This window comes from Novosphingobium sp. (assembly GCF_965229225.1).
Classification (GTDB): Bacteria; Pseudomonadota; Alphaproteobacteria; order Sphingomonadales; family Sphingomonadaceae; genus Novosphingobium.
In genome coordinates this window covers 40,988-64,906 of sequence record NZ_OZ245867.1, presented here as the reverse complement: position 1 = coordinate 64,906, position 23,919 = coordinate 40,988, and the positions used below count along the sequence as shown (strand labels likewise).

General features: G+C 65.3%; 17 protein-coding genes. 15 read left to right on the top strand and 2 right to left on the bottom strand.

What is annotated here, in order from left to right; translation table 11 throughout:
• Positions 1–2 precede the first annotated feature (2 nt).
• Positions 3–1,463 carry an aldehyde dehydrogenase family protein gene (locus tag ACO06X_RS00265; protein WP_421838032.1) on the top strand — a complete coding sequence of 487 codons (1,461 nt, stop codon included), beginning with the start codon at positions 3–5 and terminating at the stop codon, positions 1,461–1,463.
• Here the strand turns inward: ACO06X_RS00265 and ACO06X_RS00260 are convergent.
• On the bottom strand, positions 1,460–2,125 hold the full coding sequence (locus ACO06X_RS00260) for a TetR/AcrR family transcriptional regulator (protein ID WP_421838031.1): 666 nt from the start codon (positions 2,123–2,125) through the stop codon (positions 1,460–1,462). The genes ACO06X_RS00265 and ACO06X_RS00260 overlap by 4 nt on opposite strands.
• Before the next feature lie 139 nt (positions 2,126–2,264).
• Here ACO06X_RS00260 and ACO06X_RS00255 point away from each other — a divergent pair, with 139 nt between their 5' ends.
• From ACO06X_RS00255 to ACO06X_RS00200, 12 genes are all read left to right on the top strand, one after another.
• Positions 2,265–3,446, top strand: coding sequence for an amine dehydrogenase large subunit (locus tag ACO06X_RS00255; protein ID WP_298170450.1), 1,182 nt, complete (start codon positions 2,265–2,267; stop codon positions 3,444–3,446).
• Positions 3,446–3,934 (top strand): MauE/DoxX family redox-associated membrane protein, encoded by a 489-nt coding sequence (locus ACO06X_RS00250; RefSeq protein ID WP_421838030.1) that lies wholly within the window; start codon positions 3,446–3,448, stop codon positions 3,932–3,934. The genes ACO06X_RS00255 and ACO06X_RS00250 overlap by 1 nt, the downstream gene beginning before the upstream one ends.
• The gene (locus ACO06X_RS00245; protein ID WP_421838029.1) at positions 3,919–4,536 is read left to right on the top strand and encodes a methylamine dehydrogenase; all 618 of its coding nucleotides are present in this window, start codon (positions 3,919–3,921) and stop codon (positions 4,534–4,536) included. The genes ACO06X_RS00250 and ACO06X_RS00245 overlap by 16 nt, the downstream gene beginning before the upstream one ends.
• Before the next feature lie 3 nt (positions 4,537–4,539).
• Positions 4,540–5,115, top strand: coding sequence for a methylamine dehydrogenase light chain (locus tag ACO06X_RS00240; protein WP_421838028.1), 576 nt, complete (start codon positions 4,540–4,542; stop codon positions 5,113–5,115).
• Entirely contained in the window at positions 5,112–5,585 is a 474-nt protein-coding gene (locus ACO06X_RS00235; protein ID WP_421838027.1) for a c-type cytochrome, read from the top strand. The genes ACO06X_RS00240 and ACO06X_RS00235 overlap by 4 nt, the downstream gene beginning before the upstream one ends.
• A 47-nt stretch (positions 5,586–5,632) precedes the next feature.
• Positions 5,633–6,061, top strand: coding sequence for a cytochrome C (locus tag ACO06X_RS00230; protein WP_421838026.1), 429 nt, complete (start codon positions 5,633–5,635; stop codon positions 6,059–6,061).
• Between the two features lie 34 nt (positions 6,062–6,095).
• On the top strand, positions 6,096–8,174 hold the full coding sequence (locus ACO06X_RS00225; RefSeq protein WP_421838025.1) for a TonB-dependent receptor: 2,079 nt from the start codon (positions 6,096–6,098) through the stop codon (positions 8,172–8,174).
• A 134-nt stretch (positions 8,175–8,308) separates the two neighbouring features.
• The gene (locus ACO06X_RS00220; RefSeq protein WP_421838024.1) at positions 8,309–9,943 is read left to right on the top strand and encodes an AMP-binding protein; all 1,635 of its coding nucleotides are present in this window, start codon (positions 8,309–8,311) and stop codon (positions 9,941–9,943) included.
• A 453-nt stretch (positions 9,944–10,396) separates the two neighbouring features.
• Complete coding sequence (locus tag ACO06X_RS00215; RefSeq protein ID WP_421838023.1) at positions 10,397–15,877, top strand: AMP-binding protein; 5,481 nt, start codon at positions 10,397–10,399, stop codon at positions 15,875–15,877.
• A gap of 120 nt (positions 15,878–15,997) precedes the next feature.
• A complete protein-coding gene (locus ACO06X_RS00210; protein ID WP_421838022.1) occupies positions 15,998–19,696 on the top strand; it encodes an SDR family NAD(P)-dependent oxidoreductase in 3,699 nt (1,232 codons plus the stop codon).
• Between the two features lie 10 nt (positions 19,697–19,706).
• The gene (locus ACO06X_RS00205; protein WP_421838021.1) at positions 19,707–20,639 is read left to right on the top strand and encodes an acetyl-CoA carboxylase carboxyltransferase subunit alpha; all 933 of its coding nucleotides are present in this window, start codon (positions 19,707–19,709) and stop codon (positions 20,637–20,639) included.
• 1 nt (position 20,640) lies between these two features.
• Complete coding sequence (locus ACO06X_RS00200; protein ID WP_421838020.1) at positions 20,641–21,042, top strand: cupin domain-containing protein; 402 nt, start codon at positions 20,641–20,643, stop codon at positions 21,040–21,042.
• A gap of 262 nt (positions 21,043–21,304) precedes the next feature.
• Here ACO06X_RS00200 and ACO06X_RS00195 read toward each other — a convergent pair whose 3' ends face one another.
• A complete protein-coding gene (locus ACO06X_RS00195) occupies positions 21,305–21,946 on the bottom strand; it encodes a TetR/AcrR family transcriptional regulator (RefSeq protein WP_421838019.1) in 642 nt (213 codons plus the stop codon).
• A gap of 103 nt (positions 21,947–22,049) precedes the next feature.
• Here ACO06X_RS00195 and ACO06X_RS00190 point away from each other — a divergent pair, with 103 nt between their 5' ends.
• Both ACO06X_RS00190 and ACO06X_RS00185 read left to right on the top strand, forming a co-directional pair.
• On the top strand, positions 22,050–23,081 hold the full coding sequence (locus ACO06X_RS00190; RefSeq protein ID WP_421838018.1) for a VOC family protein: 1,032 nt from the start codon (positions 22,050–22,052) through the stop codon (positions 23,079–23,081).
• Entirely contained in the window at positions 23,078–23,917 is an 840-nt protein-coding gene (locus ACO06X_RS00185; protein ID WP_421838017.1) for a fumarylacetoacetate hydrolase family protein, read from the top strand. The genes ACO06X_RS00190 and ACO06X_RS00185 overlap by 4 nt, the downstream gene beginning before the upstream one ends.
• The last annotated feature ends 2 nt before the right edge of the window (positions 23,918–23,919 follow it).

The window sequence follows — 23,919 nt, the reverse complement described above, 5'->3', positions numbered from 1 at the left end:
CCATGCGCGAACGCATCGATATCGGCGGCTTTGCCGTCTCGCCCGACCATTTTATCGGCGGCAAGCGGGTCAGCTCGGCTGAAACGTTCGAGACGCGCTGCCCGTTCGACTGGGATTGCAAGCTGGCCGACATGGCGCGCGGAGATGCGCAGACGGCTGCGCTTGCTGCAGAAGCGGCTAGCGCAGCATTTCCAGCCTGGGCAGCGCTGACCGCCGCCGAGCGCGGTGCCTATCTGCACCGACTGGCGGACCTGATCGAGGCCAATGTCGAAAAGCTGGCCACGATCGAATGCCTCGACATGGGCATGCTGCTCGAAAGCCTGCGCCTGCGCGTGATCCTGCGCGGCGCGGCGAATTTCCGCAACTATGCCGATCTGGCGACGGCGCATGAGGAACGCGTCTGGTCCTCGCGCGGTACGCTCAACCGCGTGATCCGCATGCCGGCAGGCCCGGCGCTGATCATCACGCCGTGGAATGCGCCGTTCATGCTCTCCACGTGGAAGTGCGCGCCTGCGCTCGCGGCGGGCAATACGGTGATCCTCAAGCCCGCTGATTGGTCCCCGCTGTCCGCCTCGGTGCTGGCAGACCTGATCGCGGAAGCGGGCTTTCCGGAGGGCGTGTTCAACATTGTGCAGGGCCTTGGCGCGGAGCTTGGCAATGCACTGACCTCCGACCCGCGCATCAAGCGCATCAGCTTCACCGGCTCGGTGCCGACAGCACGGATCATCGGCAAGGCGGCGGCGGAGAACATCGTCCCCTTCACCGCAGAGCTGGGCGGCAAGTCCCCCCTCCTCGTCTTCGCCGATGCCGATCTCGATGCAGCGGCAAAGAAGGCCGCGGGCCAGTTTGATGACAGCGGGCAGGTCTGCATGGCTGGCACGCGGATCATCGTCGAGGACAGCGTGAAGGACCAATTTCTCGCCAAGTTCCACGCCTATACTGATGCGCATGTGATGGGCGACAGCCGCGATCCCGCAACCACGATGTCCGCTCTGATTCACCCCGTCCATGCCGACCGCGTCCTCGGCTTCATCGACCGCGCGCGGGCGGCAGGCGATACCATCGTGCGCGGCGGCAAGCGCTGGAAGGAAGGCGCGAACTGGATCGAGCCGACGCTGATCGTGCCGAAGGACAACCAGAGCGAAGTCGTCCAGAGCGAAGTCTTCGGCCCTGTCCTCACCTTCCAGACGTTCAAGGACGAAGCCGAAGGTGTGATGCTCGCCAATTCGACCGCCTATGGCCTCTCCGGCATCGTCTACACCGGCAGCGAAGAGCGTGCCCAGCGCGTTGGCCGGGCAGTGCGCGGGGGCACGGTGTGGGTGAACACCTTCCTCGTGCGCGATCTCACCGCGCCGTTCGGCGGGATCGGCATTTCGGGGATCGGGCGTGAGGGCGGCGACTATGCGCTCGATTTCCACTCCGACCTCAAGACGCTGCAGATCCTTGAAGGTAGCGTCGTCTAGGCCGGATCGAAGCTTCGCACGATATCGATGAAGGAGCGGACCGCGATATGCTCCACCGCCGGCATCCGCTGCGCAAAGGGCATCTGATACCCGGCGAAAACAGTAAGCCCCTCCATGGAGGCGGAGATGAACAGCGCAAGGTCCAGACGCTTCTCCTCCGGCAAATCGGGACGCATTTCCGCGATGATCTCGACAAGCGGCGCGCGGGCACGGTCGTAGAGTTCGTGGACGCGTTCGTAAACGAAGGCATCGTGGTTCGCGAGCGCCCAGAGCTCGGGAAACAGGCGCGTCGTTTTCTTGCTGCCGATATCCTCGATGATGAGACTGCACAGCCGCGTGAGGCGTTCTTCCGGTGCAAGGCCGGGTGCATGGACAATCGCGCCGAACTCGACCTCGTAACTGCTGATCACCGCGTTGAGCAGTTCGCGCACGAGATCCTCGCGCGTCGGGTAGTGATACGTGAGATTGCCGAGGCGCATGCCGCAAGCCGCCGCGATCCGGCGCATCGACATGGCGCGGTAGCCCTCTTCGATCAGAATATGCAGCGAGGTGCGCAGGATGAGTTCGCGAGTCTCATACCCCTTGGCATAGCCGCCGTCGCGATCGGGCATCATCAGGTCGGTCACCAGCTTCGGGATACCGTCCATATCAGTCTCCGGCATGGCGAAGTGCCATGTGAACATCCTAACCCAGGTTGAATTTATGTCCATCGTCCAATTTAGGACAGTTGACAATTTTATGCCGCTTGGGCCATTTTGCAGACGGGAAAGCGGGGTCCGCCCGTTTTGAAAGGGAAATAGAATGCGATTGATCGCACCCGTTTTCGCATCTGCGCTGTGCCTCTCCGCTGTTCTGGCCTCACCCGTCATGGCGGCCGAAAACCGTTTCCCGCAGCCACTGGCCGAAGAAACCCTCCCCAGCGTCGCAAAGCTGCCTGCCACATGGCCGCAGAGCTGGGTCACGATCCACGATTTCCACTTCAACGCGATCATCGATGGCCGCATCGCCGTGGTTGATACGGCCGATACGGTCCAGCCGCTCAAGGGCCTCGTCCGCGCGTCGCAGTTTGCCAACTTCCTCATCGCGAAGGATCGCGGCGAACTCTACACCGCCGAGACGTTCTACACCCGCCTCACACGCGGTGAGCGCACCGACGCGATCACCATTTGGGATGCCTCGACGCTGCAGCCCAAGGGCGAGATCGTGCTGCCCGGCGGCAAGCGCCAGCAATCGGTTACTTATCCGCACCTGTTCCAGCTGACCAACGGCGGCAAGTGGGCACTCGTGGCCAACTTCACGCCCGCCCAGTCGGTCACCGTGGTCGATCTGGCCGCACGCAAGGTGCTGGGCGAGATCGATCTTCCCGGCTGTTCGCAGATCTATCCCACCGGTGAACGCGGCTTCACCAGCCTTTGCGCCGATGGCTCGCTGTTCAGCGTGGCGCTCGATGCCAATGGCGCGGCTGCTTCGTCGAAGTCGGTGCCCAAGGTGCAGGACATCGACAATCAGGCGCTGTTCGGCACCCCGGCCATGGTCGGCACGACAGCGTGGTTCGTCAGCTTCCATGGCATGATCCAGGGCTTCGATCTTTCGGGCACCGTCGCCAAGCCGCTCCCCGGCAGCTTCAGCGTCGGCACAGCCGATGGCGGATCGCCGGAATGGCGTCCCGGCGGCTGGCAGGTCATCAACGCCGATGCCGCGGGCAAGCTCTATGTGCTGATGAGCCCCTACGGCAAAGAAGGCAGCCACAAGGACGGCGGCAGCGAGGTGTGGGTGGTCGATCCGGCCAAGAAGGCCCGCACCATGCGGATTGCGCTGAAGGGCCAGTCTGTCGCCATTGCCGTGACGCGTGAGGCGACACCGCATCTCGTGGTCGCACAGGCCGGCGGCGCGATCGACATCTATGATGCGGCGACCGGCGCGTTCGTGCGCACGCTTGGGGCCACCGTCGCGGCCAATCCGATCGTGATCCAGGTGCCCTGATGGCCGCATTGGTCCTCTTCTGCGTGGGCCTGCTCGCGGCCTCGGCCTTGCACAAGGTTCTGGCCCGCGATCGGCTGGCTGAGGCGACCGCGCGGCTCGTTGGCGTCGGCGCGGTGCCGGGCCAGCTGCTGCTGGTGCTTGCCGGGACGCTGGAATTTGTTGCAGCCGCCTGCCTGCTGGCAGCGCCGCTGCGCCTTGCCGGCGCGGTCATCGCGGCACTGGTCTGGGGCACATATGCCCTCGCCCTTGCCCGCCGCCGGGGCGAAACGCTCGATTGCGGGTGCGATCTTGCTGCGCGCCCCAAGCCCGTCAGCACGGCGCAAATGCTGCGCGCTGGCGGCCTCGCGCTGCTGGCCGCAGCCGTTGCCCTGTTTCCGGACGCGCCGCTCACGCTCGATGCCCCGTTCGCGGCGGCCGGGCTCCTTGCACTCTACCTTGGCGCCAGCGAACTTCTCGCGATCCCGGCGCCGCAATGGAAAGCAGCCTGATGCTGACAAGCCAGATCCTCTTGTGGGCGGCGGTCATCGGCCAAGCCCTGCTGATCGCCGCGCTCGCGCGTCAGGTCGGCATCCTCCACGAACGCATTGCCCCGGCCGGCGCGCTCACGCTGCACCAGAAGGTTGCGCTGGGCGAAAAGGCCACACCGATGACGCTGGCAGACGTGAACGGCGCGGGCGTCGCCATTGGCGGCACTCGTGATGGCCGCAGCCAGCTCCTGTTCTTCGCATCGCCCGATTGCCCGATGTGCAAATCGTTGCTGCCCGTGGTGCGCAGCGCCGCGCGCGCCGAGGCTGGCTGGCTCGATATCGTGATGGCGGGCGACGGCAGCAAGTCCGGCTATCTCGCGATGGCCCGCGAACATGGGCTGGAGGCGCTGCCGATGGTTCTGTCCGAAGCGCTGGGCCGCGCGTTTGGCGTTTCCAAGTTGCCCTATGCCGTACTGCTAGACGAGGAAGGCCGCGTCGCCTCGGTCGGCCTTATCAATAGCCGCGAACATCTGGAAAGCCTGTTCGAGGCAAAGGAACGGGGCGTCGCCTCGATCCAGGAATTTCTCTCTCGCCGCCAGGCGCACAACCATCAGGAGGCCTGACCCATGGCGCGTTTCGACAAGCTCACTGAAAACCTCGCGCGCGGGATTGCCCGCGGCACTTCGCGCCGTTCGCTGCTCGCCTTTCTGGGCGCGGGGATGACCGGTGCGGCCTCCATCCCGCTGCTTCCCGTTGCCCGCGCGGCAACGCCGGCCCCGGAAGCGCCGCACGGCGCACACGGCGCGGGCGCTGCCCGGCCTGCCGTTGTCTCCGGCCTTGAACAGGATCCGGGCGATCAGTCATCTTGCGATTACTGGCGCTACTGCGCCATCGACGGGTTCCTCTGCTCATGCTGCGGCGGCTCGGTCAACACCTGCCCGCCGGGCACCGAAATGTCGCCCATCACCTGGATCGGCACCTGCACCAACCCGGCCGATGGCCGCGCCTATGTCATCAGCTACAATGATTGCTGCGGCACCTCCTCGTGCGGGCAGTGCCTGTGCAACCGCAACGAAGGTGATCGCCCGCAGGTCCGGCCGCAATCGAACAACGATTACAACTGGTGCCTCGGCTCGGAGAGCTCGATCTACAACTGCTCGGTGGCGGCGGTCATCGGCGTAGCGTTGCCGGCGGCCAAGTGAAACGCGCGGCCTCCCTCGCCTTCGTCGCAGGCGGTGCTGCGGCCCTCGCCGGCCTGACGCTGCCGGTCCACGCTGCGGCGGATGGCGCGGCGATCTATGGCCGGTGCGCGGCTTGCCACACCAAGACCGGTGCAGGCGTGCCCGGCGTTTTCCCGCCGCTTGGCGAGGACTTCCGCGTCATGGCGTCAAGCGATGCCGGGCGCCGCTATCTCGCGCTCGTCGTCACACGCGGGGTGAGCGGCCCGATCAAGGTCGGCGGCAAGCCCTATGCCGGAGTGATGCCCGCGCAGGCGACGCTCGATGATGCCTCGGTGGCGGCGGTGCTCAACCACGTCGGTACCGAGATTGCCAAGACCGGCCCCGCCTTCACGCCCTTCGCCGAAGCCGAAGTGGCGACAATCCGGGCGGGCGGCACTTCGCTTTCCGCGCAGGATGTCGGCAAGCTCCACGCCGCTGCGGGCGGCCAATGAAGCCCGGCCGCCTTGCCCTTCTCACAGGCTTTCCGCTTGGCCTTGGATTGGCGGCAAGCGCAGCAGTGAAAGCGGATGAGGCAGCCATTCCCGGCGTGCGCGATGCCTATCAGGCCCGCACCGACTATCAGCTCAAGTGCCAGGGTTGCCATCGCCCGGATGGTGGCGGCGATGACCATTCGAACCCACCGATGCGCGGCATTGTCGCGCGCTTCCTCAGCGTGCCGGGCGGGCGCGAATTCATCGGCCGCGTGCCGGGTGTCGCCACCGTCGATCTGCCCGATGACCGCCTGGCCAATCTCGTCAACTGGACCTTGTTCCGGTTCGATCCGGCGCATGTGCCGCAGAATTTCCAGCCCTACACAGCCGAGGAAATCGGGCGCCTGCGCCAAAACCCGCTCCGCCTGGAACGCGCCGCGATGAGAGCGCGTCTGGTGGCCGGTTTTGCCAAGACGCATGAGCATCAATCACAATAATCAGAGAAATTTGAAAAGAAGCGAGGGAAAACCCATGAGGACTGTATTTCTTTCCAGCGCCGCGCTGGCCGCCCTGCTCGCGGCGCAGCCGGCCGTTGCGCAGCAGGCAGCACAGGCGACGACCGGCACCGAGGCGCAAGACTCCGGCGAAATCGTCGTGACCGCAGCAAAGCGTTCGGAAAACCTGCAGTCCGTGCCGATCTCGGTTTCGGCAATCGGCGGTGATGCGCTGTCCAAGTCGCGCATCACCAGCGTCGACAGCCTCGTCAACAAGGTCGCCAACCTCCAGTTGACCTCGACCGTGGGTGACAACACCCCGATCTTCGCACTGCGCGGCGTCTCGATGTCGGACTTCAGCCTCAACCAGTCGAGCCCGGTCGCGACCTATTACGACGAAGTCTACAAGGGCAACTTCGCGTTCCTCGGCATCGCGCTCTACGATATCGAGCGCGTCGAGGTGCTGCGCGGGCCGCAGGGCACGCTTTACGGCAAGAACACCACCGGCGGTGCGGTCAACCTGATCAGCCGCGATGCCAAGCTCGGCGAAACCAGTGGATACTTCAACGCCGGCTACGGCAACTACAACCGCGTCGACCTCAACGGCGCGGTCAACGTGCCGCTGGGCGAGAAGGCCGCGCTGCGCATCGCGGGCACTTATGCCAAGGCCGATGGCTGGTTCAAGAACGTCAACCCCGGCTTTCCCGATCTCGCCAGCACCGATGAGTGGGGCCTGCGCGGCACGCTCAAGCTGGAGCCGAGCGACCGGGTGAAGATCACCCTGCGCGCCTCGCACAGCTTCCAGAACCCGCAGAACTACGGGATTTACGCCCAACCCGAAGCGGTCAACCGCCCCGGCCTTGGCCAGTTCCAGATCGCCTCCAACGTGCGTGACAAGCGCCGCGCGGTAACCACCTCGGTGGCGCTCACCGTGAACTACGATGTTTCGGATACGCTCGCGGTCACCAGCATCACCAGCTATGACAAGGGCTCGCTGTTCTTCAAGGAAGACACCGACGGCATCACCGCCAGAAACCTTGAAGTGCCCTACTTCGACCGGGCCAGCCAGTTTGCGCAGGACCTGCGCCTGACCAGCAATACCGGCGGGCCGTTCGATTTCATCCTGGGCGCCTATTTCAACCGGGAGAAGGTCTACAACCAGACCACGCTGGAAGTGTTCAACGGCACCGACGCGAACGAGGACGGCGTGATCAACGCGCAGGACTGCGCTGATGCCCTGCCGGTGGCCTGCAAGGTCCGCAACCAGTTCGATCAGGTCAAGAAGAGCTTCGCGCTCTACACCGATCTCAAGTACAAGCTCACCGATGCACTGACCGTGCGCGGCGGCCTGCGTTATACCCACGACGATGGCGAGCAGACCGGCTTCTCGTCCGATGCGCTGGGCGTTGACGACAGCTTCGTCGCGAACCTCATCCCGCTCTCGAACCTGCGCTTCAAGCAGAACAACCTCTCGGGCAAGATCGGGCTGGATTACAAGCTGGCAAGCGGCGATCTGCTCTACGCCAGCGTCAGCCGCGGCTACCGTGCGCCCAGCTTCAACGCGCAGGCCTTCTTCACGCCGACCGAACTCGGCGTCGCCAAGGCCGAACAGGTCACCGCGTTCGAAGCCGGTGCAAAGACCCAGTTCTGGGATCGCCGCATCACGCTCAACATGGCTGCGTTCTACTATACCTACAAGAACCAGCAGTTCATCAACGTGAACCCGGCGGATGCCTCGCAGCAGCTGCTCAACATTCCCAAGTCCGAGCTCTACGGCGCCGAGGCCGAGCTGACCGTGCGGCCGAGCGATACCTTCACCTTCCACGGCGGGCTTGGCCTGCTTTCGACGAAGATCAAGGAGGGCATCGTCAGCGGCGTCAACGTCTCCGGCAACCGCCTCTCCAATGCGCCTTCGCTGACCTTCAACGCGAGCTTCGACTGGACCGTGGTCCAAGGCGGCTTCGGCGCGTTTTCGGTCCATCCCGAAGTGGCCTATCAATCGAGCCAGTTCTTCGAGAACATCAACATCCCGCGCCTGCGCCAGGAATCCTACGCGCTCTTCGGTGGCCACATCGATTGGAATAGCAATGACGGGCGCTACAGCCTCTCGGCCTAGGCGCGCAATCTGGGCAACAAGTTCTACTTCACCTCGCGCATCGATCTCACCGGCTTCGGGCTCGATTACAACCACATCGGCAATCCGCGGATGTACGGCGTAACCGCAGGCGTGAAGTTCTGAGGACAGCGGGGGTGCGCGGTTTGTCCTATGCCAAGGGGCCGACCGAGGTACCCCTGCTCGATACCACCATCGGCACGGCGCTGCGCCACGCGGCGGAGCGCTGGGCCGATGGCCTGGCCCTAGTATCGCGCCATCAAGGTCTGCGCTGGACCTGGAGCGAGCTCGATGCGGCGGTGGACCGCGTCGCGACGGGGCTGCTACGGCTCGGCATCACGGCGGGAGACCGTGTCGGCATCTGGGCGCCGAACTGCGCGGAATGGACGGTGATCCAGTTTGCCACCGCGCGGATCGGTGCGATCCTCGTCACGATCAACCCGGCGTACCGGGTCAACGAAATCGAATACGCGCTCAACAAGGTCGGCTGCAGCCTGCTCGTCACCGCAGTACGCTTCAAGACCAGCGACTACCTTGCGATGTTGCGTGAGATCGGCCCGGCCAAGCTGCCCCATCTGCGGCATATCGTGACCATCGGCGCAGACGCGCATGAGGGTTTCCTGCCGTGGGATACGCTCGACACAACCGCCGATGCAGACGAGCTTGCCGCAGCGGGCGCTGGCCTGGGTGCTGATGACGCGATCAATATCCAGTTCACGAGCGGCACGACCGGTTTTCCCAAGGGCGCCACGCTCACCCACCGCAATATCCTGGGCAACGGCTATTTCACCGCGCAGACGATCGCGCTGACCGAGGCAGACCGCATCTGCATTCCGGTGCCGCTGTACCACTGCTTTGGCATGGTGCTGGGCAATATGGCGGCACTGACCAGCGGCGCGGCGATGGTCTATCCCGGTGAGGCGTTTGATCCGGCGGCTGTTCTGCAGGCCGTGGAAGCCGAGGGCTGCACCGCGCTTTATGGCGTGCCGACAATGTTCATCGCGGTGCTCGGCCAGCCTGCGCTGGATACGACCGATGTCTCCACTCTGCGCACCGGCATCATGGCAGGCTCCCCCTGCCCGGTCACCGTGATGCGGCAGGTGATCGACCGGCTCTGCATGCGCGAAGTCACCATCGGTTACGGCATGACCGAAACGAGCCCGTTGACCACGCAGACCGCTCGCAACGATCCGCTGGAAGAGCGCGTCGGCACTGTCGGGCGTGTCCATCCCCATGCCGAAGCGAAGATCGTCGGGCCGGATGGGCAGACCCTGCCGATCGGCGAGCAGGGCGAATACTGCTCGCGCGGCTATGCCGTCATGCTCGGCTACTGGGACGATCCGGCCAGGACCGCCGAGGCAATCGACGCCGATGGCTGGATGCATTCGGGCGATCTCGCGACGATGGATGCGCAAGGCTATGTACGCATCACCGGCCGCATCAAGGACATGATCATTCGCGGCGGCGAGAACATCTACCCGCGCGAGATCGAGGAGTTCCTCCTCACCCACCCGCATGTAGCCGACGCGCAGGTCTTCGGCGTGAGCGACGAGAAGTACGGCGAGGAAGTCTGCGCCTGGGTGATCGCCCGCGCAGGTGCCGCGCTTGGGCCGGACGACATCCTCGGCCACTGCCGCGGCCGCATTGCGCACTACAAGGTCCCTCGCCATGTCCGCGTCGTCGAAAGCTTCGCGATGACCGTCACCGGCAAGGCGCAGAAGTTCGAGATGCGCCGCATGATGGAAGCTGAGCTCGGACTTTCCGCCCGCTGAAACCGCGCAAATGTGCGTCTATGCTGCAACAGACAGCGTAATTCGCCCGGTTCGTCGCACATGCCCCAAGGGGCATTTCCGGAGCGTCATTTCTAACCGCAATCAGCGATTTCGGTGCGTGACGGCCGGAGTGGGCGGATCGGGAAAGGGATAACGGAAAGTTACATTCGGGAAAAAATTGCGCTACTTATCCTGTGGATATCCCCTATCGAAGGGCTTGTCGCGGCCCCTGGCTATTAACCCATTTGGATGTTTTATGGCTGCACCAGCGAACCAGCGCGCTCAACGCCACTGTTTCGGTCATGGTGCGAGAAACAAACGATATTTCGCATTTAGTCCAGATTTTCGTAGTTTCTTGCGCATTCGTGCGCGCCCGAGTGATGATATTGCCAAGACTGCGATGTTGAGGCTCCCTGTCGGTGCAAACACCAAAAAGGGAGAGGCGATTCGGTCATGACCGAGGGCCAAGTTATCGAGAGGGCCCCGCAGGCCGAGATCAATCCGGTGCGTACCCGCGCGGATTGGGAAGCCATGCGCGCTGCTGCGCTCGCCGATCCCGGCGCATTCCACGGCGACATCGCCGCGCGGCGCATCCATTGGTTCGTGGCCAATTGCGGGCCTGATGGCGCGTGGCTTGCCAAGAACGAGGCTGGCGCCTGGGCGGGCTGGGATGCCGCCACGGGCGCGCCCGTCACCCCGGAACTCCCGGCAACCTTCGCTCCCTGGACCAAGGCGTTCGACGACAGCACCCCGCCCCACTGGCGCTGGTTCACCGGCGCTCGCACGAATGCCGCGTTCAACGAGATCGACCGTCATGTCCTTTCGGGACACGGCGCCGAAGCCGCGCTGATCTTCGAGGGCGACCGCTGGGACATGGCGGCAGATGGCGGGCGCGGCGCGCCGGTCGATACCTTCACCGTCAGCCGCAAGCGCCTCCTGCTCGAAGTCGCCAAGTGCGCAGTCGCGCTTGAAGGGCTCGGCCTCAAAGCGGGCGATCGCATTGCGCTCAACATGCCGAGCATCGTGCCCCAGATCTTCTGGACCGAGGCAGCCAAGCGGCTGGGCATCGTCTACACAGCCGTTTTCGGCGGCTTCAGCGACAAGACCCTCTCGGACCGCATTGCGGACGCCGGCGCCCGCGTCATCGTCACGTCTGACGGCAGCTACCGCAATGCGCAGGTCGCCGCGTTCAAGACCGCCTATACCGACCCCGCGCTCGACAACTACGTGCCGGTCTCCACCGCGCTTTCGGTGCTGGCCGCCACCGACCTCGGCCTTGATGCGGCGGATGCCGCCGTCATCACCGATACCGTCGCCGAAACGCTGGCAGGCGAAGTCACCGTCGAACGCTCCGACGTCATGCGCGGGGTGGGCCGTGCGCTGATCAAGCTGGGCGAAACCGGCCGCATCGGCGCGAGTGATGCCGCCCGCGTGCGCCTTGCCATCGCTTCCAGTCTCGTCACCCTCCCCCCGCGCGTCGATACCGTGATCGTCGTGCGCCACACCGCGCAGCCCGACATCGTCTGGCGCACCGAACGCGACCGCTGGAGCCATGAGCTGACCGACGCAGCGCTGGAGACGATCCTCCAGAATGCAGGCGTGGCCAGCGAAGAGGCGTTGATGGCGTTGCCGGATGCGGAATTCGTCCGCGCGATCTGGGCCAGCTCAAAGCCCCTTCCGGTCGATTCCGAATATCCGCTGTTCTTCATCTATACCTCGGGCTCGACCGGAAAGCCCAAGGGCATCGTCCACGTCCACGGCGGCTATACCGCCGGTATCGCGCAGACGATGCAGGTCGCCTTCGATGCGCGGCCGGGTGACACGATGTTCGTCGTCGCCGATCCGGGCTGGATCACCGGCCAGAGCTATCAGATTTCCGCGTCGCTGCTCTCGCGCGTCACCTCCGTGGTCTTCGAAGGCTCGCCGGTGTTTCCGCACGCGGGCCGCTTCGCCTCAATGATCGAGCGCCACAGGATCACGATCTTCAAGGCGGGCGTCACCTTCCTCAAGTCGATCATGTCCGATCCGTCGAACCTCGCCGACGTCGAGCGCTATGACATGGGCTCGCTGCGGGTCGCGACGTTCTGCGCCGAGCCGACCAGCCCCAGCGTGCAGTCCTTCGGCATGGAGCACGTGACCCGCCAGTACATCAACAGCTATTGGGCGACCGAGCACGGCGGCATTGCCTGGACGCATTTCTACGGCAACGCCGACTATCCCTTGCAGGCCGATGCCCATGCCTTCCCGCTGCCGTGGATTGTCGGCGATGTCTGGGTCGAGGACGAGAACGCAGCGCCCGGCGCCGCGCCGTTCGCTCGCGCTGGCAGCGAAGGCGTCAAGTGGCGCCGCGCCGAGCCGGGCGAAAAGGGCGAGATCGTCATCGCCGCCCCCTACCCGTATCTTGCGCGCACGATCTGGGGCGATGCCCTCAACTTCCACGTCAAGGACGGCAGCGTGCTGGGCGACTGGCGCGGCGATGCGGGCCGCTGGGAAAGCGGCTACTGGAGCCGCTGGCAGGGCGCTTGGGCCTATACGCAAGGCGATTTCGCCATTGCCCATCCCGATGGCTCGTTCTCGTTCCACGGCCGCTCGGATGACGTCATCAACGTCTCGGGCCACCGCATGGGCACCGAGGAAATCGAAGGCGCCGTGCTGCGCGACAAGGCGCTCGATCCCAATTCGCCGGTCGGCAACGTTCTCGTCGTCGGCGCGCCGCACCGCGAGAAGGGGCTGACCCCGCTTGCTTTTGTCGTCCCCGTCGCGGGCCGCAAGCTGACCGAGGAAGACCGCCAGCGCCTGTTCAACCTCGTACGCACCGAAAAGGGCGCAGTCGCGGTTCCGGCGGACTTCATCGAGGTCAGCCAGTTCCCCGAAACGCGTTCGGGCAAGTACATGCGCCGCATGGTCCGCGCGCTGGTCGAAGGCGGCGAAATCGGTGACGTCACCACGCTGCGCAACCCGGAAAGCCTGACCGAACTCAAGACCGCGATCGATGCGTGGCAGCGCCAGCAGCGGCTGTCGGAAGAGCAATCACTGTTTGAGCGCTATCGCTACTTCCTGATCCAGTACAACGCCGTCGCCCCCGGCAAGCGCGTCGCGACGGTCACCGTCACCAATCCGCCAGTCAATGCGCTCAACGAACGCGCGATCGACGAACTGGTGATTGTAGTCGAGCACCTCAGCCGCAAGGACGACGTCGTCGCGGTTGTGTTCACCGGCGAGGGCACAAGCTCGTTCGTCGCGGGCGCGGATATCCGGCAGATGCTGGAGGAAATCCACAGCCACGACGAAGCGCTGGTGCTGCCGAACAACGCACAGCTCGCGTTTCGCAAGATCGAGTTGATGGGCAAGCCTTGCATCGCGGCGGTTCAGGGCGTCGCGCTTGGCGGCGGCATGGAATTCGCGCTCGCCTGTCATGTCCGCGTGGCCGAAACCACCGCGCGCTTCGGCCAGCCCGAAATCCGCCTGCGCCTGCTGCCGGGCTATGGCGGCACGCAGCGCCTGCCGCGCCTCTTGGCAGACCGCCACGGTGCAACCGGCGTACGCGATGCGCTCGATCTCATCCTCGGCGGGCGCAGCATCGATGCTGCGCAGGCGCAGGAGATTGGTCTCGTCGATGCGCTGGCCGAAGGCCACCGCGATGCGCTTGCCGAAGCCCACGCCATGGTGCGTGAATGGGTGAAGCACGGCGCGGAAAGCCCGCTGGGCAAAGCCTTCGCCGTCCGCGAAGAAGCGACCGTGCTGTGGGAGAAGCCCTCTACCGTCGATCTCGACGCCGTCCTCACAGACGATTTTCTTCAGCGCATCCTGCGCCAACTCGATTGGGCGGGCCGCGGCACCGCCGGCGCGCGCGCCCTCGATGCCGTCCGCACCGGCCTCATCTCGGGAATGGCAGCCGGACTCTCCCGCGAAGCCGCGCTGTTCGCCGAGGCGATCATCGATCCCGAAGGCGGCAAGACCGGCATCCGCCAGTTCATGGACAAGGTCGCGCCGCCGCTTCCCGTCCGCCGCGATGGCGTATGGATCGACAGCGAGCATGAAACCCGTGCGGCCGAGCTCGAAGCGAACGGCGATCTGCTCCCTGTCGGCGCGCCGTTTTACCCCGGCGTCACCGCGATCCCGCCCTACCAGTATGCCTTTGGTATCGCCCGCGATCCGGACACTGGAGCCCCGCGCTTCGGCCCGCCCGCGACGCACGAGCGCGAGCTGATCGTCAAGGTGCCCGAGCCCGCGCCGAACGAAGCGCTGCTTTACATGCTGACCAGCGAGGTCAACTTCAACGACATCTGGGCGCTTACCGGCATCCCCGTCTCGCCGTTCGATAGCCACGAGGAAGACGTCCAGATCACCGGCTCGGGCGGCATTGCGCTCGTCGCCGCGCTCGGCAGCGAGACGCGCTCGGAAGGGCGCGTCAAGGTCGGCGATCTCGTCACGGTTTATTCGGGCACCAACGATCTGCTCTCACCCGCAGTCGGCAACGATCCGATGTATGCCGACTTCTCGATCCAGGGCTACGAGACCGAAACGGGCAGCCACGCGCAGTTCCTGACCGTGCAGGCACCGCAGATGCACAAGGTCCCGCCGAACCTGACTCTGGAGCAGGCTGGCAGCTATGTGCTGAACCTCGGCACGATCTCGCGCTGCCTGTTCACCACGCTGCAGATCGCCCCGGGCCTCACGCTCTTCGTCGAAGGTGCCGCCACTGGCACCGGGCTCGATGCGCTGCGCTCCTCGGTGCGCACTGGGCTTCAAGTCACGGGCCTCGTCTCCAGCCCGGACCGCGCCGCGTTCATCACCGGCCAGCAAGGTGCAGTCGGCGCGATCAACCGCAAGGGCCCGCGCTTCGCCGATCTCTACACCACGGTGCCCGAAGACGCGGCGGAAGCCCGCGCCTGGGAAGCTGCCGGACAGCCACTGGTCGAGGAATACAAGGCGCTCAACGGCGGTAAGCTCGCTGACTATGTCGTCAGCCACGCCGGCGAAACGGCCTTCCCGCGCAGCTTCCAGCTTCTGGCCGAGAACGGCACGCTGGCCTTCTACGGCGCGTCCTCGGGCTATCACTTCAGCTTCATGGGCAAGCCCGGCAAGGCAAGCCCGGAAGAGATGCTGCGCCGTGCCGCGCTGCGCGGCGGCGAGGCGGTGCTGATTTATTACGGCCCGGGCTCGGAAGCGCTGCTTGATGACATGGGCCTCGAAATCATCGAGGCCGCGCGCCGCTTCAACGCGCGCAGCGTCGTCGCCACCACCACGGACGGCCAGCGCGAATTCCTCGGCTCGCTTGGCCTTGAAGACGCGATCGAGGGCATCGTCAGCCTAGAAAGCATCCGCCGGCGCGAGGGCGACAACTTCCTCTGGCCCGATACGATGCCGCGCCTGCCCGATGCCAAGGCCGACATCGAGGTCTTCAAGGCGGCTGTGCGCGACTATCAGGACCGCGTGATGAAGCCGTTCGGTTCGGCCATCGGCAAGATCCTGCGCTCGCCCGATAACCCGCGCGGCGCGCCCGATCTGGTGTTCGAGCGGACCGGGCAGGATACGCTCGGCGTCTCGACCTCGCTGGTGAAGCCTTTCACCGGGCGGGTCGTCTTTGCCGAAGACCTTACCGGCAGCCGCTTCACGTTCTATGCGCCGCAGGTCTGGACCCGCCAGCGCAAGATCCTCATGCCCACCGCTTCGATCCTCGGCACGCACTTGTGCAACGCCTTCGAAGTCGCGCGCATGAACGACATGATCGCCGCGGGCCTGCTCGAAGTGACCGAACCCGAAGTCGTCGCGTGGGACGGCCTCCCCGAAGCCCACCAGTCGATGTGGGACAACCGCCATTCGGGCGCCACTTACGTCGTCAACCACGCCCTTCCCGCCATGGGCCTGCGCAGCCGCGATGCGCTGCTCGAAGCCTGGGCCGTCAGGGAAGCGGAGGGCGGCAATGCCTAGCCGAAGACAACGAACGAGAGCACCGCGATAGCGCGGCGCATACCTTCCAGCTGCCCTCCCCAGGCCTAGTACCACCTCAAACCGGCGCAGCACTTCGCGCGCATTCTTCAGGAGAGTGACATGGCCAAGGCAAAGACTATCGCCACCGCGCCGCTCGCAGCGCAATTCGCCTCCGGCAGGCTGGCAGGCAAGATCGCACTTGTGACCGGCGCTGCCGGCAATCTCGGCGGCTATATCGTGCGCCACTACCTCGCCGAGGGCGCCACCGTCGTCATGACTGGTCGCACCCAGGCCCGCCTTGAGGCGGCCGCCGAAGCCATGCGTGCGGCCAGCGGCGTCGATGCCACGCGCCTTGCCACGGTCATTCTCGATGGCGGCAATCCGCAGTCCGTGCGTGATGGCGTGGCCGATGTCGTCAAGCGCTTCGGGCGCATCGACATCCTCGTCAACAATGCAGGTTCGGCTGGCCCCAAGCAGCCAATCGAGCAGCTTCCGTTTGACGAGGAGGAGCTTGCCGCCCTCCAGAAGCGCGGCTCGACCGATACTGAAACCGTCCCCGCCGCGATGCGCAACATCTTCGGTGTCGCGTGGAACCTCGCCCGCACGGTCGCCGCGGCGATGCCCGAAGGCGGCTCGATCATCAACGTCTCGACGATCTTCTCGCGCACGCCCTACTATGCGCGCGCGGCCTACGTCGTCCCCAAGGCGGCGATGAACGCCTGGTCGCGCGAGCTTTCGCTCGAGCTCGGGCCGCGCGGCATCCGCGTCAATCTCGTCTTCCCCGGCCCCATCGAGAGCGAGCGGATCCGCACCGTGTTTGCCGCGATGGACACGATGCGCGGCGACGAGCAGGGCACCACCGCCAACACCTTCTTCGACATGATGTCGCTGGAGCGCAGCACCGGCGGCGCCCCCAAGGCCAAGACCTTCCCGGTGCCGGACGACATCGCAACGACCTGCGTGTTCCTCGGCAGCGACGAGTCCGCCGCCTACAACGGCCATGATTTCGAAGTGACCCACGGCATGACCGTGCGCAAGGAAGAGCGCTCGACCTACCTCGCGCGCCCCACCATGCGCTCGATGGATGGCGCAGGTCTCGCGATCCTCATCGCGGCGGGTGAAGGCTGGGAGGAAGCGCTCGAGATCGCCAAGATCCAGATCAACTGCGGCACCAACGTGCTGCTCGGCGTGCCGCGCCAGGCCGACGTCGCCATTGCGCAGGCCCGCGCCAAGGCGGAAGGCATCGGGGACGCACTCACCATCGTGCGCTTCAACCGCACCGAGCCCGCCACGATCGAGGCCGCGCTTGCCGCCTACACCGAGAACAACACGCCGATTACCGGCGCGATCTTCCTGCCGGTGTTCGGCCCGGGCGAATTCGGCGGCCGTCTGGTCGATGCCGAAGACGACATGATCGACACCTTCATGGATGTCGAACTCGTCGGCGCGATGGCGCTTGCCCGCACGCTCAGCCGTTACTGGAAGCGCCATGGCTCGCTGCTGCAGCCGCCGCGCTTCATCTTCATGTCGAACGCCAGCGACGGCAAGGACAACGTCTACGCCAACGTGCTGCGCGCTGCGATCGAGCAGCTGATCCGCATCTGGCGCGATGAGAGCGAGATCGACGTCGCCCATGGGCGCCGCCGTCAGGGCGAATGGGGCAACCAGATCGTGCGCTTCTCCAATGCGGAGAGCGAGAACACGCGCTTTGCCGCCGGGCATGCCGCGCGTGTGCTGATCAAGGAAAGCAAGATCGCCGAAGTCACGCTCTACGTGCCGCGCAGCATCGGTGAGGCGACCGGCGCGCGCAAGGCGATGGCGGGTTTCAGCGAGAACATCACCGGCCTGCACCTCGGCAAGGTGGCGCTGATCACCGGCGGTTCGGCGGGGATCGGCGGCCAGGTCGCGCGGCTCCTCGCGCTCGCGGGCGGCAAGGTCATGATGGTCGCGCGGCGCGAGAGCGAACTGGCAGTTGCCCGCGCGCGCATCGTCAGCGAACTCGAAGACATTGGCTTCGCGGGCGTCGAACGCCGCGTGCAGACGATGGCCGGCATGGACGTGAGCAACCTCGACAGCCTCAAGGCCGCGGTCGATGCCACGATCAAGGCTTTCGGACGGATCGACTACCTCATCAACAACGCCGGCGTTGCGGGCGCGGAAGAGATGGTCGTCGACATGAGCCTCGATGCCTGGAACTACACGCTCGACGCCAATCTCATCTCGAACTTCGTGCTGATGCACCACGTCGTGCCGATCATGAAGGCGCAGGGGTCGGGTTACGTGCTCAACGTCTCGTCCTACTTCGGCGGCGAGAAGTACCTCGCGGTCGCCTATCCCAACCGCGCCGACTATGCCGTTTCCAAGTCCGGCCAGCGCGCGATGGTGGAATCGATGGCGCGCTACCTCGGGCCCGAAGTGCAGTTCAACGCGATTGCTCCCGGTCCTGTCGATGGCGACCGCCTTGCCGGCACCGGCGGCAAGCCGGGCCTGTTCGAGCGGCGCGGAAAGCTGATCCTTGCCAACAAGCGTCTCAACGCGATCCATGCCGCAGCGGTGAAGTCGCTCCGGCGCGGGGTGCGCGTGGAGGCCCTGCTCAGCCGCCTCGCGCGCAACGATACCGTACGTATGTCGCACGATACCAACAACCCGCGCGAGATCCGCGAACTGGCGCTGGCCTGCGCGCGCGAAGGTGACGGTGTCTGCACCTGGGACCGGTATCTGATGACGCCGGACATCGCCGCCAAACTCGTCGCGCGCCTGCGCGGCGCGGGCTACTTCCTCGATTCCCCGGAATGGGGCGAGCGGCCAGATACGCCTGAGGCAAACCGCGATTGGCTGCTCAAGACGCCGCCCGAAGACGAACCCTTCCTTCCCGGCGACAAGATCGCGGTCGAGGCCAAGAAAGTCGGCACCGGCGTGCTCTCGCAGCTCTTCCTCGGCAAGATGCCGACCGAGACCGACGTGGCGCAGGCGACGGTGTTCTTCCTCGCCGACCGCGCCGTCTCGGGCGAAACGTTCATGCCCTCGGGCGGCCTCAGCGTCGAACGCTCGACCACCGAGCGCGAACTGTTCGGCAGCCCCAAGCAGGAACGGCTCGACCAGATGCGCGGCCGCACCGTCTGGATGATCGGCGAGCATCTCACCGACTACCTCGCCGAGACCGCGCGCCAGTTCATTGTGGATTGCCACGTCGCGCGCGTGGTGATGATGACCGGCACCGAGGGCGCCTTCACCGCGCTGAAGGACCCGCTCGACGATATCGAGAACCCGCCGCTTGAATACGTCGGGCTGGAGGGCGGCATCGAGGCTGCGATGGACGAGGCGATCCGCCGCTGGGGCCATCCCACGACGATCGTCTCGACCCCCATGCAGCCGCTGCCGAACCGGCTGTTCGCGACCGATGCGCTGCTCACGCCGGAAGAATTCCGAGGGCTGGTGGGCGACAATCTGACCAATCATTTCCGCGTCGCCCGCAAGGCCTCGCTCTATGATGATTGCCAGCTCGTCCTCGTCTCGCCCGACGTGCCGATGGGTGACAAGAGCCCGGCCTTCGCGCTCGCCAATTTCATCAAGACGACGCTGCACTCGTTCACTGCCACGCTCGCGGTGGAGAACGAGCGGCTGGTCCACGGCGCACCGGTCAACCAGATCAACCTTACCCGCCGCGTTCGCTCGGAAGAACCGCGCGACCTTGACGAGCATATCGAAGAAGTCCGCCGGTTTGCCCGCGCTGTGCTGCTTGTCGGCACCCCCCTCCCCGATGCCGAGGATTCACGCTATCGTGCGCGCATCTATCGCGGGATGTCGATGACAGTGTGACCGGGACGGTTTGATGGAATACCTGTCGTTCGAAAAGCCGATCGAAGCTCTCGCGAAGCGCGCTGCTGCGCTGCGCGAGAGCGGAAGCGGCGAGGCGGAAGCCTTGATGCTGGACGAGCGGGCACATCGCCAGCTCGCAGACCTCTATGCGCGACTGACACCCTGGCAGCGCACGCAAGTGGCGCGCCATCCCTCCCGGCCGCACTTCATCCACTATATGCAGGGCCTGTTCGAGGAATTCCTGCCGCTGGGCGGCGACCGGCTCTATAGCAATGATCAGGCCATCATCGGCGGCTTCGCGCGGCTCGGTGGGCGCGCGGTCATGGTCATCGGCCATGCCAAGGGCGAGGACACCGCCACGCGCCTCCGCCACAATTTCGGCATGGCCCGGCCCGAAGGCTATCGCAAGGCGATCCGCCTGATGGAAATTGCCGACCGCTTCGGCTTGCCGGTCATCACGCTGGTCGATACGCCCGGCGCCTTCCCCGGCGTCGATGCGGAAGCGCGCGGGCAGGCCGAGGCTATCGCGCGCAGCACCGAGAAATGCCTTGAGATCGGCGTGCCACTGGTCGCGGTGATCGTCGGCGAAGGCGGCTCGGGCGGCGCAGTTGCGCTCGCCTCGGCCAACCGCGTGCTGATGCTCGAACATTCGGTCTATTCGGTCATCTCGCCCGAAGGCTGCGCCTCGATCCTGTGGCGCGGCAATGACCGCGCGCCCGATGCCGCCGAAGCGATGAAGATGACCGCGCCCGATCTCATGCAATTGGGCGTGATCCACAAAGTGATCTACGAACCCGTCGGCGGCGCCCACCGCAACCATGCGGAAACGATCAAGCGCCTTGGCACCGCACTGCGCGCGGAACTGCAGGACTTGTCGTCGATGACCGCAGACGAACTGCGCCAGGACCGCTGGTCGTTCTTCATGAAACTCGGTTCGATGTAGGATGCCGCCAGGTCCGATCGAGAGCGACCGGGAGGCCCGCGAAACCCTGGAGCACATGCGCGGCGGCCCCGGCAGCGTCCTCGTCCGCCACTTCCGTTTTGAGGGCAAGGGCGCGCCGACGCGCTTCCTCATCCTGGAAATTCCACCCGGCGCGGCCGAGGGCAACCATGTCCACTATGCCGATGATCGCAACGGCACCGGTGCCTATGAGGAATTCTACTACGTCATCTCGGGTCGCGGCCTCGCGACCTTGGGTGTCGAGACCTATCCGGTCGCCGCAGGCGACTACTGGCATGCCCCGCTCGACATGGCGCGCGGGCTTGCCAATGCCGATCCGGCGGAGGTGCTCAAGGTCCACCTGACCGTTGTGCTGCGCGATCCGGCCAGAACCGGGCCCGCCTAGGCCGTAAACTCACAAACCCCGCCATCGAGGCGACCAAATGGCGAACATATCGGGCCAATGCGCCCGCCGGGAAGGCTGGTTGCCTTTCCAAGGGCGCGTTGGTTCGAGATGGAAGCCATTTGGTCGCCCCGAAGGGGTTTAGCCAGAATGGCCCATTGCTGCGTCGGTAAGGCTTGAGATATCGACATATCCCTGCGCCTTCCCTCCTTGCACTGAGCCATTCTGCCCTAAACCTCGATGGCGCGGTTCATGAGTTTACGGCCTAGAGCCCCCGGCAGGCCGCCTCGCCAATCTCCCTGGCGCGCTCCGGCGTCGCACCGAGCCCGGTGAGGCCCAGAACCAGCATCGCGCCGAGCGCCCTGCGCGCCGCTTCAAGGCTGGGCTGTTGCTCCACAAGGTTCGCCATCAGCACCTGACACAGGCCCAGCCAGTAGAGCACCCCGCCCTCCCGGGCCTCTTCGCGCACCAGTGCGCCAGCGATGGCCGCAGCCATGTCGCCCGCCAGTCCGCGATTGAGCGGGTGGCTGCTGAGGGTCGAGTTCGCGTGGCTGCGCAGCAGCACGATCGTGCGCTTGGGCTCAGCCAGCGCGAAGATCGCGCCGGTGCGCATGCCGCCGGCAATCCGGACGAGCGGATCAGCAATGCCATCGTTGGCCGCAGTAATGCGCCCCTCAAGTTCAAGCCGGACCTCGTCGCCAATCGCAGAAGCAAAGGCAGCTTTATCCACGAAGTGGTTGAAGAAGCTTCCCTTTGCCACACCCGCCCGCACCACGACTTCATCGATCGGGATCGCATCGATCGGCTTTTCGGCCAGCAGCTCAAAGCCGGCGGCGATCAGCGCGCTGCGGGTCCGTGCGGCCCTGGGGGACAGCGTTGGGGACGAAGTGGCGGGATGCGATGCCATGCCCCCGTATACTTGACTATATGGTCAAAAACAAGGTATTTGACCATATAGTCAACTGCGACTCGCGTGGAGCCCATGCGCGAGCCAGCCGGGAGAGAACGCCATGCCGGCGATCGCGCCGATCATCAGAATAGTGGACGTTGCACATGTCCGCTTCGCCGCACCCGATCTCGCCATGATGCGCGGCTTTCTGAACGACTTCGGCTTCGAGACTTTCGAGGCAGGCGGACGGCTCTATGGGCGCGGCTGCGATGGTCGGGCCTTCGTCCATGTGACCGAGCCTGGGGAGGCGCGCTTCCTCGCGGTGGGCCTGCGCGCTGCCTCGCTCGCCGATCTGGAGACGCTTGCGAGCGCCGAAGGCGTGCCTGTCGAGGCGCTGGAGGAGCCCGGCGGCGGCCATGTCGTTCGGCTGGTCGATCCGGACGGCCACCGGGTCGAAGTCGTGGCCGGACAGGACGTCCGCGCCCCCGCACCGCCCCTCTCCGATCCGCCGCGCAACACGGCGGCGGCCAAGCCTCGCCTTCGCGCACCTTTGCGGCTCAGGAACGCGCCGGCCCATATCCAGCGTATCGGCCATGCCGTCTTGCGCGTCCGCGATTTCCGCAAGTCTGAGGCGTGGTACAAGGGGCGCTTCGGCCTGCTCACTTCGGACGAAGTGGAGGCGGCGAAAGGCGTCCCTCTGGGCGCGTTCCTGCGCTGCGATCGCGGCGATGTGCCCAGCGATCACCACACCCTGTTCCTCGCCGAGCTGCCCGGCCCGCCGGGGCTGCTTCACGCGGCGTTCGAGGTTGCAAATCTCGATGATCTGATGCTCGGCCACCAGCATCTCAAATCGGCGGGCCGCAAACCGGCATGGGGCGTGGGCCGCCACATCATGGGCAGCCAGATCTTCGATTACTGGCTCGATCCGTTTGGCAACGAGCTTGAGCACTGGACCGACGGAGACCTCTTCACCGCCGCCGATCCGCCGCAGAAGCAGACCTTTCAGGCGCTGCTTGCAGTACAGTGGGGTTCGCCCCATCCCATGCAGGCTGGCCGCCTTGCCCCGCCCGCCCGCCTCGTCGGCTTGCTCATGGCGCTGCGCCTGCGCCTGGCTCGCCTTTTCCGCCGCAAACCCGAAGGAACCCCCGCATGAAGCTCGCCACATTCACCGCCGACGGCCGCACCCGCACCGGGATCGTCGTGGACGACAAGATCATCGACACCGGCTTCGACGGAACGATGATCGACCTGATCCGCGATTGGGATGCAGTGAAGGACGATCTGGCCGCAAAGGCAGCCGCAGGGGGCGGCGTTCCGCTGGCCGAAGTCACGCTCGAAGCACCGGTCCAGCGACCGGGCAAAATCTTCGCAATCGGCCTAAACTATGCTGACCATATTGCTGAATCCAATATGAAGACGCCGGAACGGCAGGTGTGGTTCACCAAGGCACAGACCAGCGTAAATGCCCCCTATGCCGGTATCGAGATCGCCAAGGACCAGATGACCACCGACTATGAAGTCGAGCTCGTCGCGGTGATCGGCAAGGGCGGCAAGCATGTGTCCGCCGCTGACGCCTCTGCCGCGATCTTCGGCTACTGCGTCGGCAATGATGTGACTGAACGCATGTGGCAGCATGCCTCGCCGCAGTGGTCGCTGGGCAAGAGCTTTGACACCCACGCCCCGATGGGCCCGTGGATCGTTACCGCCGATGAAGTGGGCGATCCTCATGCGCTCGGCCTGCGCTGCTTTGTGAATGGTAAAAAGCGGCAGGATTCCAATACGTCACACCTTGTTTTCAACATCTGGCAGCAAGTCGAGCACCTCTCCGTGGGTATGACGCTGGAGCCGGGTGACTGCCTCTTCACCGGCACGCCCGGCGGTGTCGGAGCCGCGATGGACCCGCGCCGGTTCCTGCAGGCGGGCGATGTCGTGCGCTGCGAGATCGACGGTCTCGGCCACATCGAAGGCACGATGATCGCGGAAGGGTAAGG

Bases quoted from the DNA above. Each gene is read 5' to 3' on its own strand.
- ACO06X_RS00265 (WP_421838032.1), top strand. From the start codon at position 3: ATGCGCGAACGCATCGATATCGGCGGCTTTGCCGTCTCGCCCGACCAT.
- ACO06X_RS00260 (WP_421838031.1), bottom strand. From the start codon at position 2,125: ATGCCGGAGACTGATATGGACGGTATCCCGAAGCTGGTGACCGACCTG.
- ACO06X_RS00255 (WP_298170450.1), top strand. From the start codon at position 2,265: ATGCGATTGATCGCACCCGTTTTCGCATCTGCGCTGTGCCTCTCCGCT.
- ACO06X_RS00250 (WP_421838030.1), top strand. From the start codon at position 3,446: ATGGCCGCATTGGTCCTCTTCTGCGTGGGCCTGCTCGCGGCCTCGGCC.
- ACO06X_RS00245 (WP_421838029.1), top strand. From the start codon at position 3,919: ATGGAAAGCAGCCTGATGCTGACAAGCCAGATCCTCTTGTGGGCGGCG.
- ACO06X_RS00240 (WP_421838028.1), top strand. From the start codon at position 4,540: ATGGCGCGTTTCGACAAGCTCACTGAAAACCTCGCGCGCGGGATTGCC.
- ACO06X_RS00225 (WP_421838025.1), top strand. From the start codon at position 6,096: ATGAGGACTGTATTTCTTTCCAGCGCCGCGCTGGCCGCCCTGCTCGCG.
- ACO06X_RS00215 (WP_421838023.1), top strand. From the start codon at position 10,397: ATGACCGAGGGCCAAGTTATCGAGAGGGCCCCGCAGGCCGAGATCAAT.
- ACO06X_RS00210 (WP_421838022.1), top strand. From the start codon at position 15,998: ATGGCCAAGGCAAAGACTATCGCCACCGCGCCGCTCGCAGCGCAATTC.
- ACO06X_RS00200 (WP_421838020.1), top strand. From the start codon at position 20,641: ATGCCGCCAGGTCCGATCGAGAGCGACCGGGAGGCCCGCGAAACCCTG.
- ACO06X_RS00195 (WP_421838019.1), bottom strand. From the start codon at position 21,946: ATGGCATCGCATCCCGCCACTTCGTCCCCAACGCTGTCCCCCAGGGCC.
- ACO06X_RS00190 (WP_421838018.1), top strand. From the start codon at position 22,050: ATGCCGGCGATCGCGCCGATCATCAGAATAGTGGACGTTGCACATGTC.
- ACO06X_RS00185 (WP_421838017.1), top strand. From the start codon at position 23,078: ATGAAGCTCGCCACATTCACCGCCGACGGCCGCACCCGCACCGGGATC.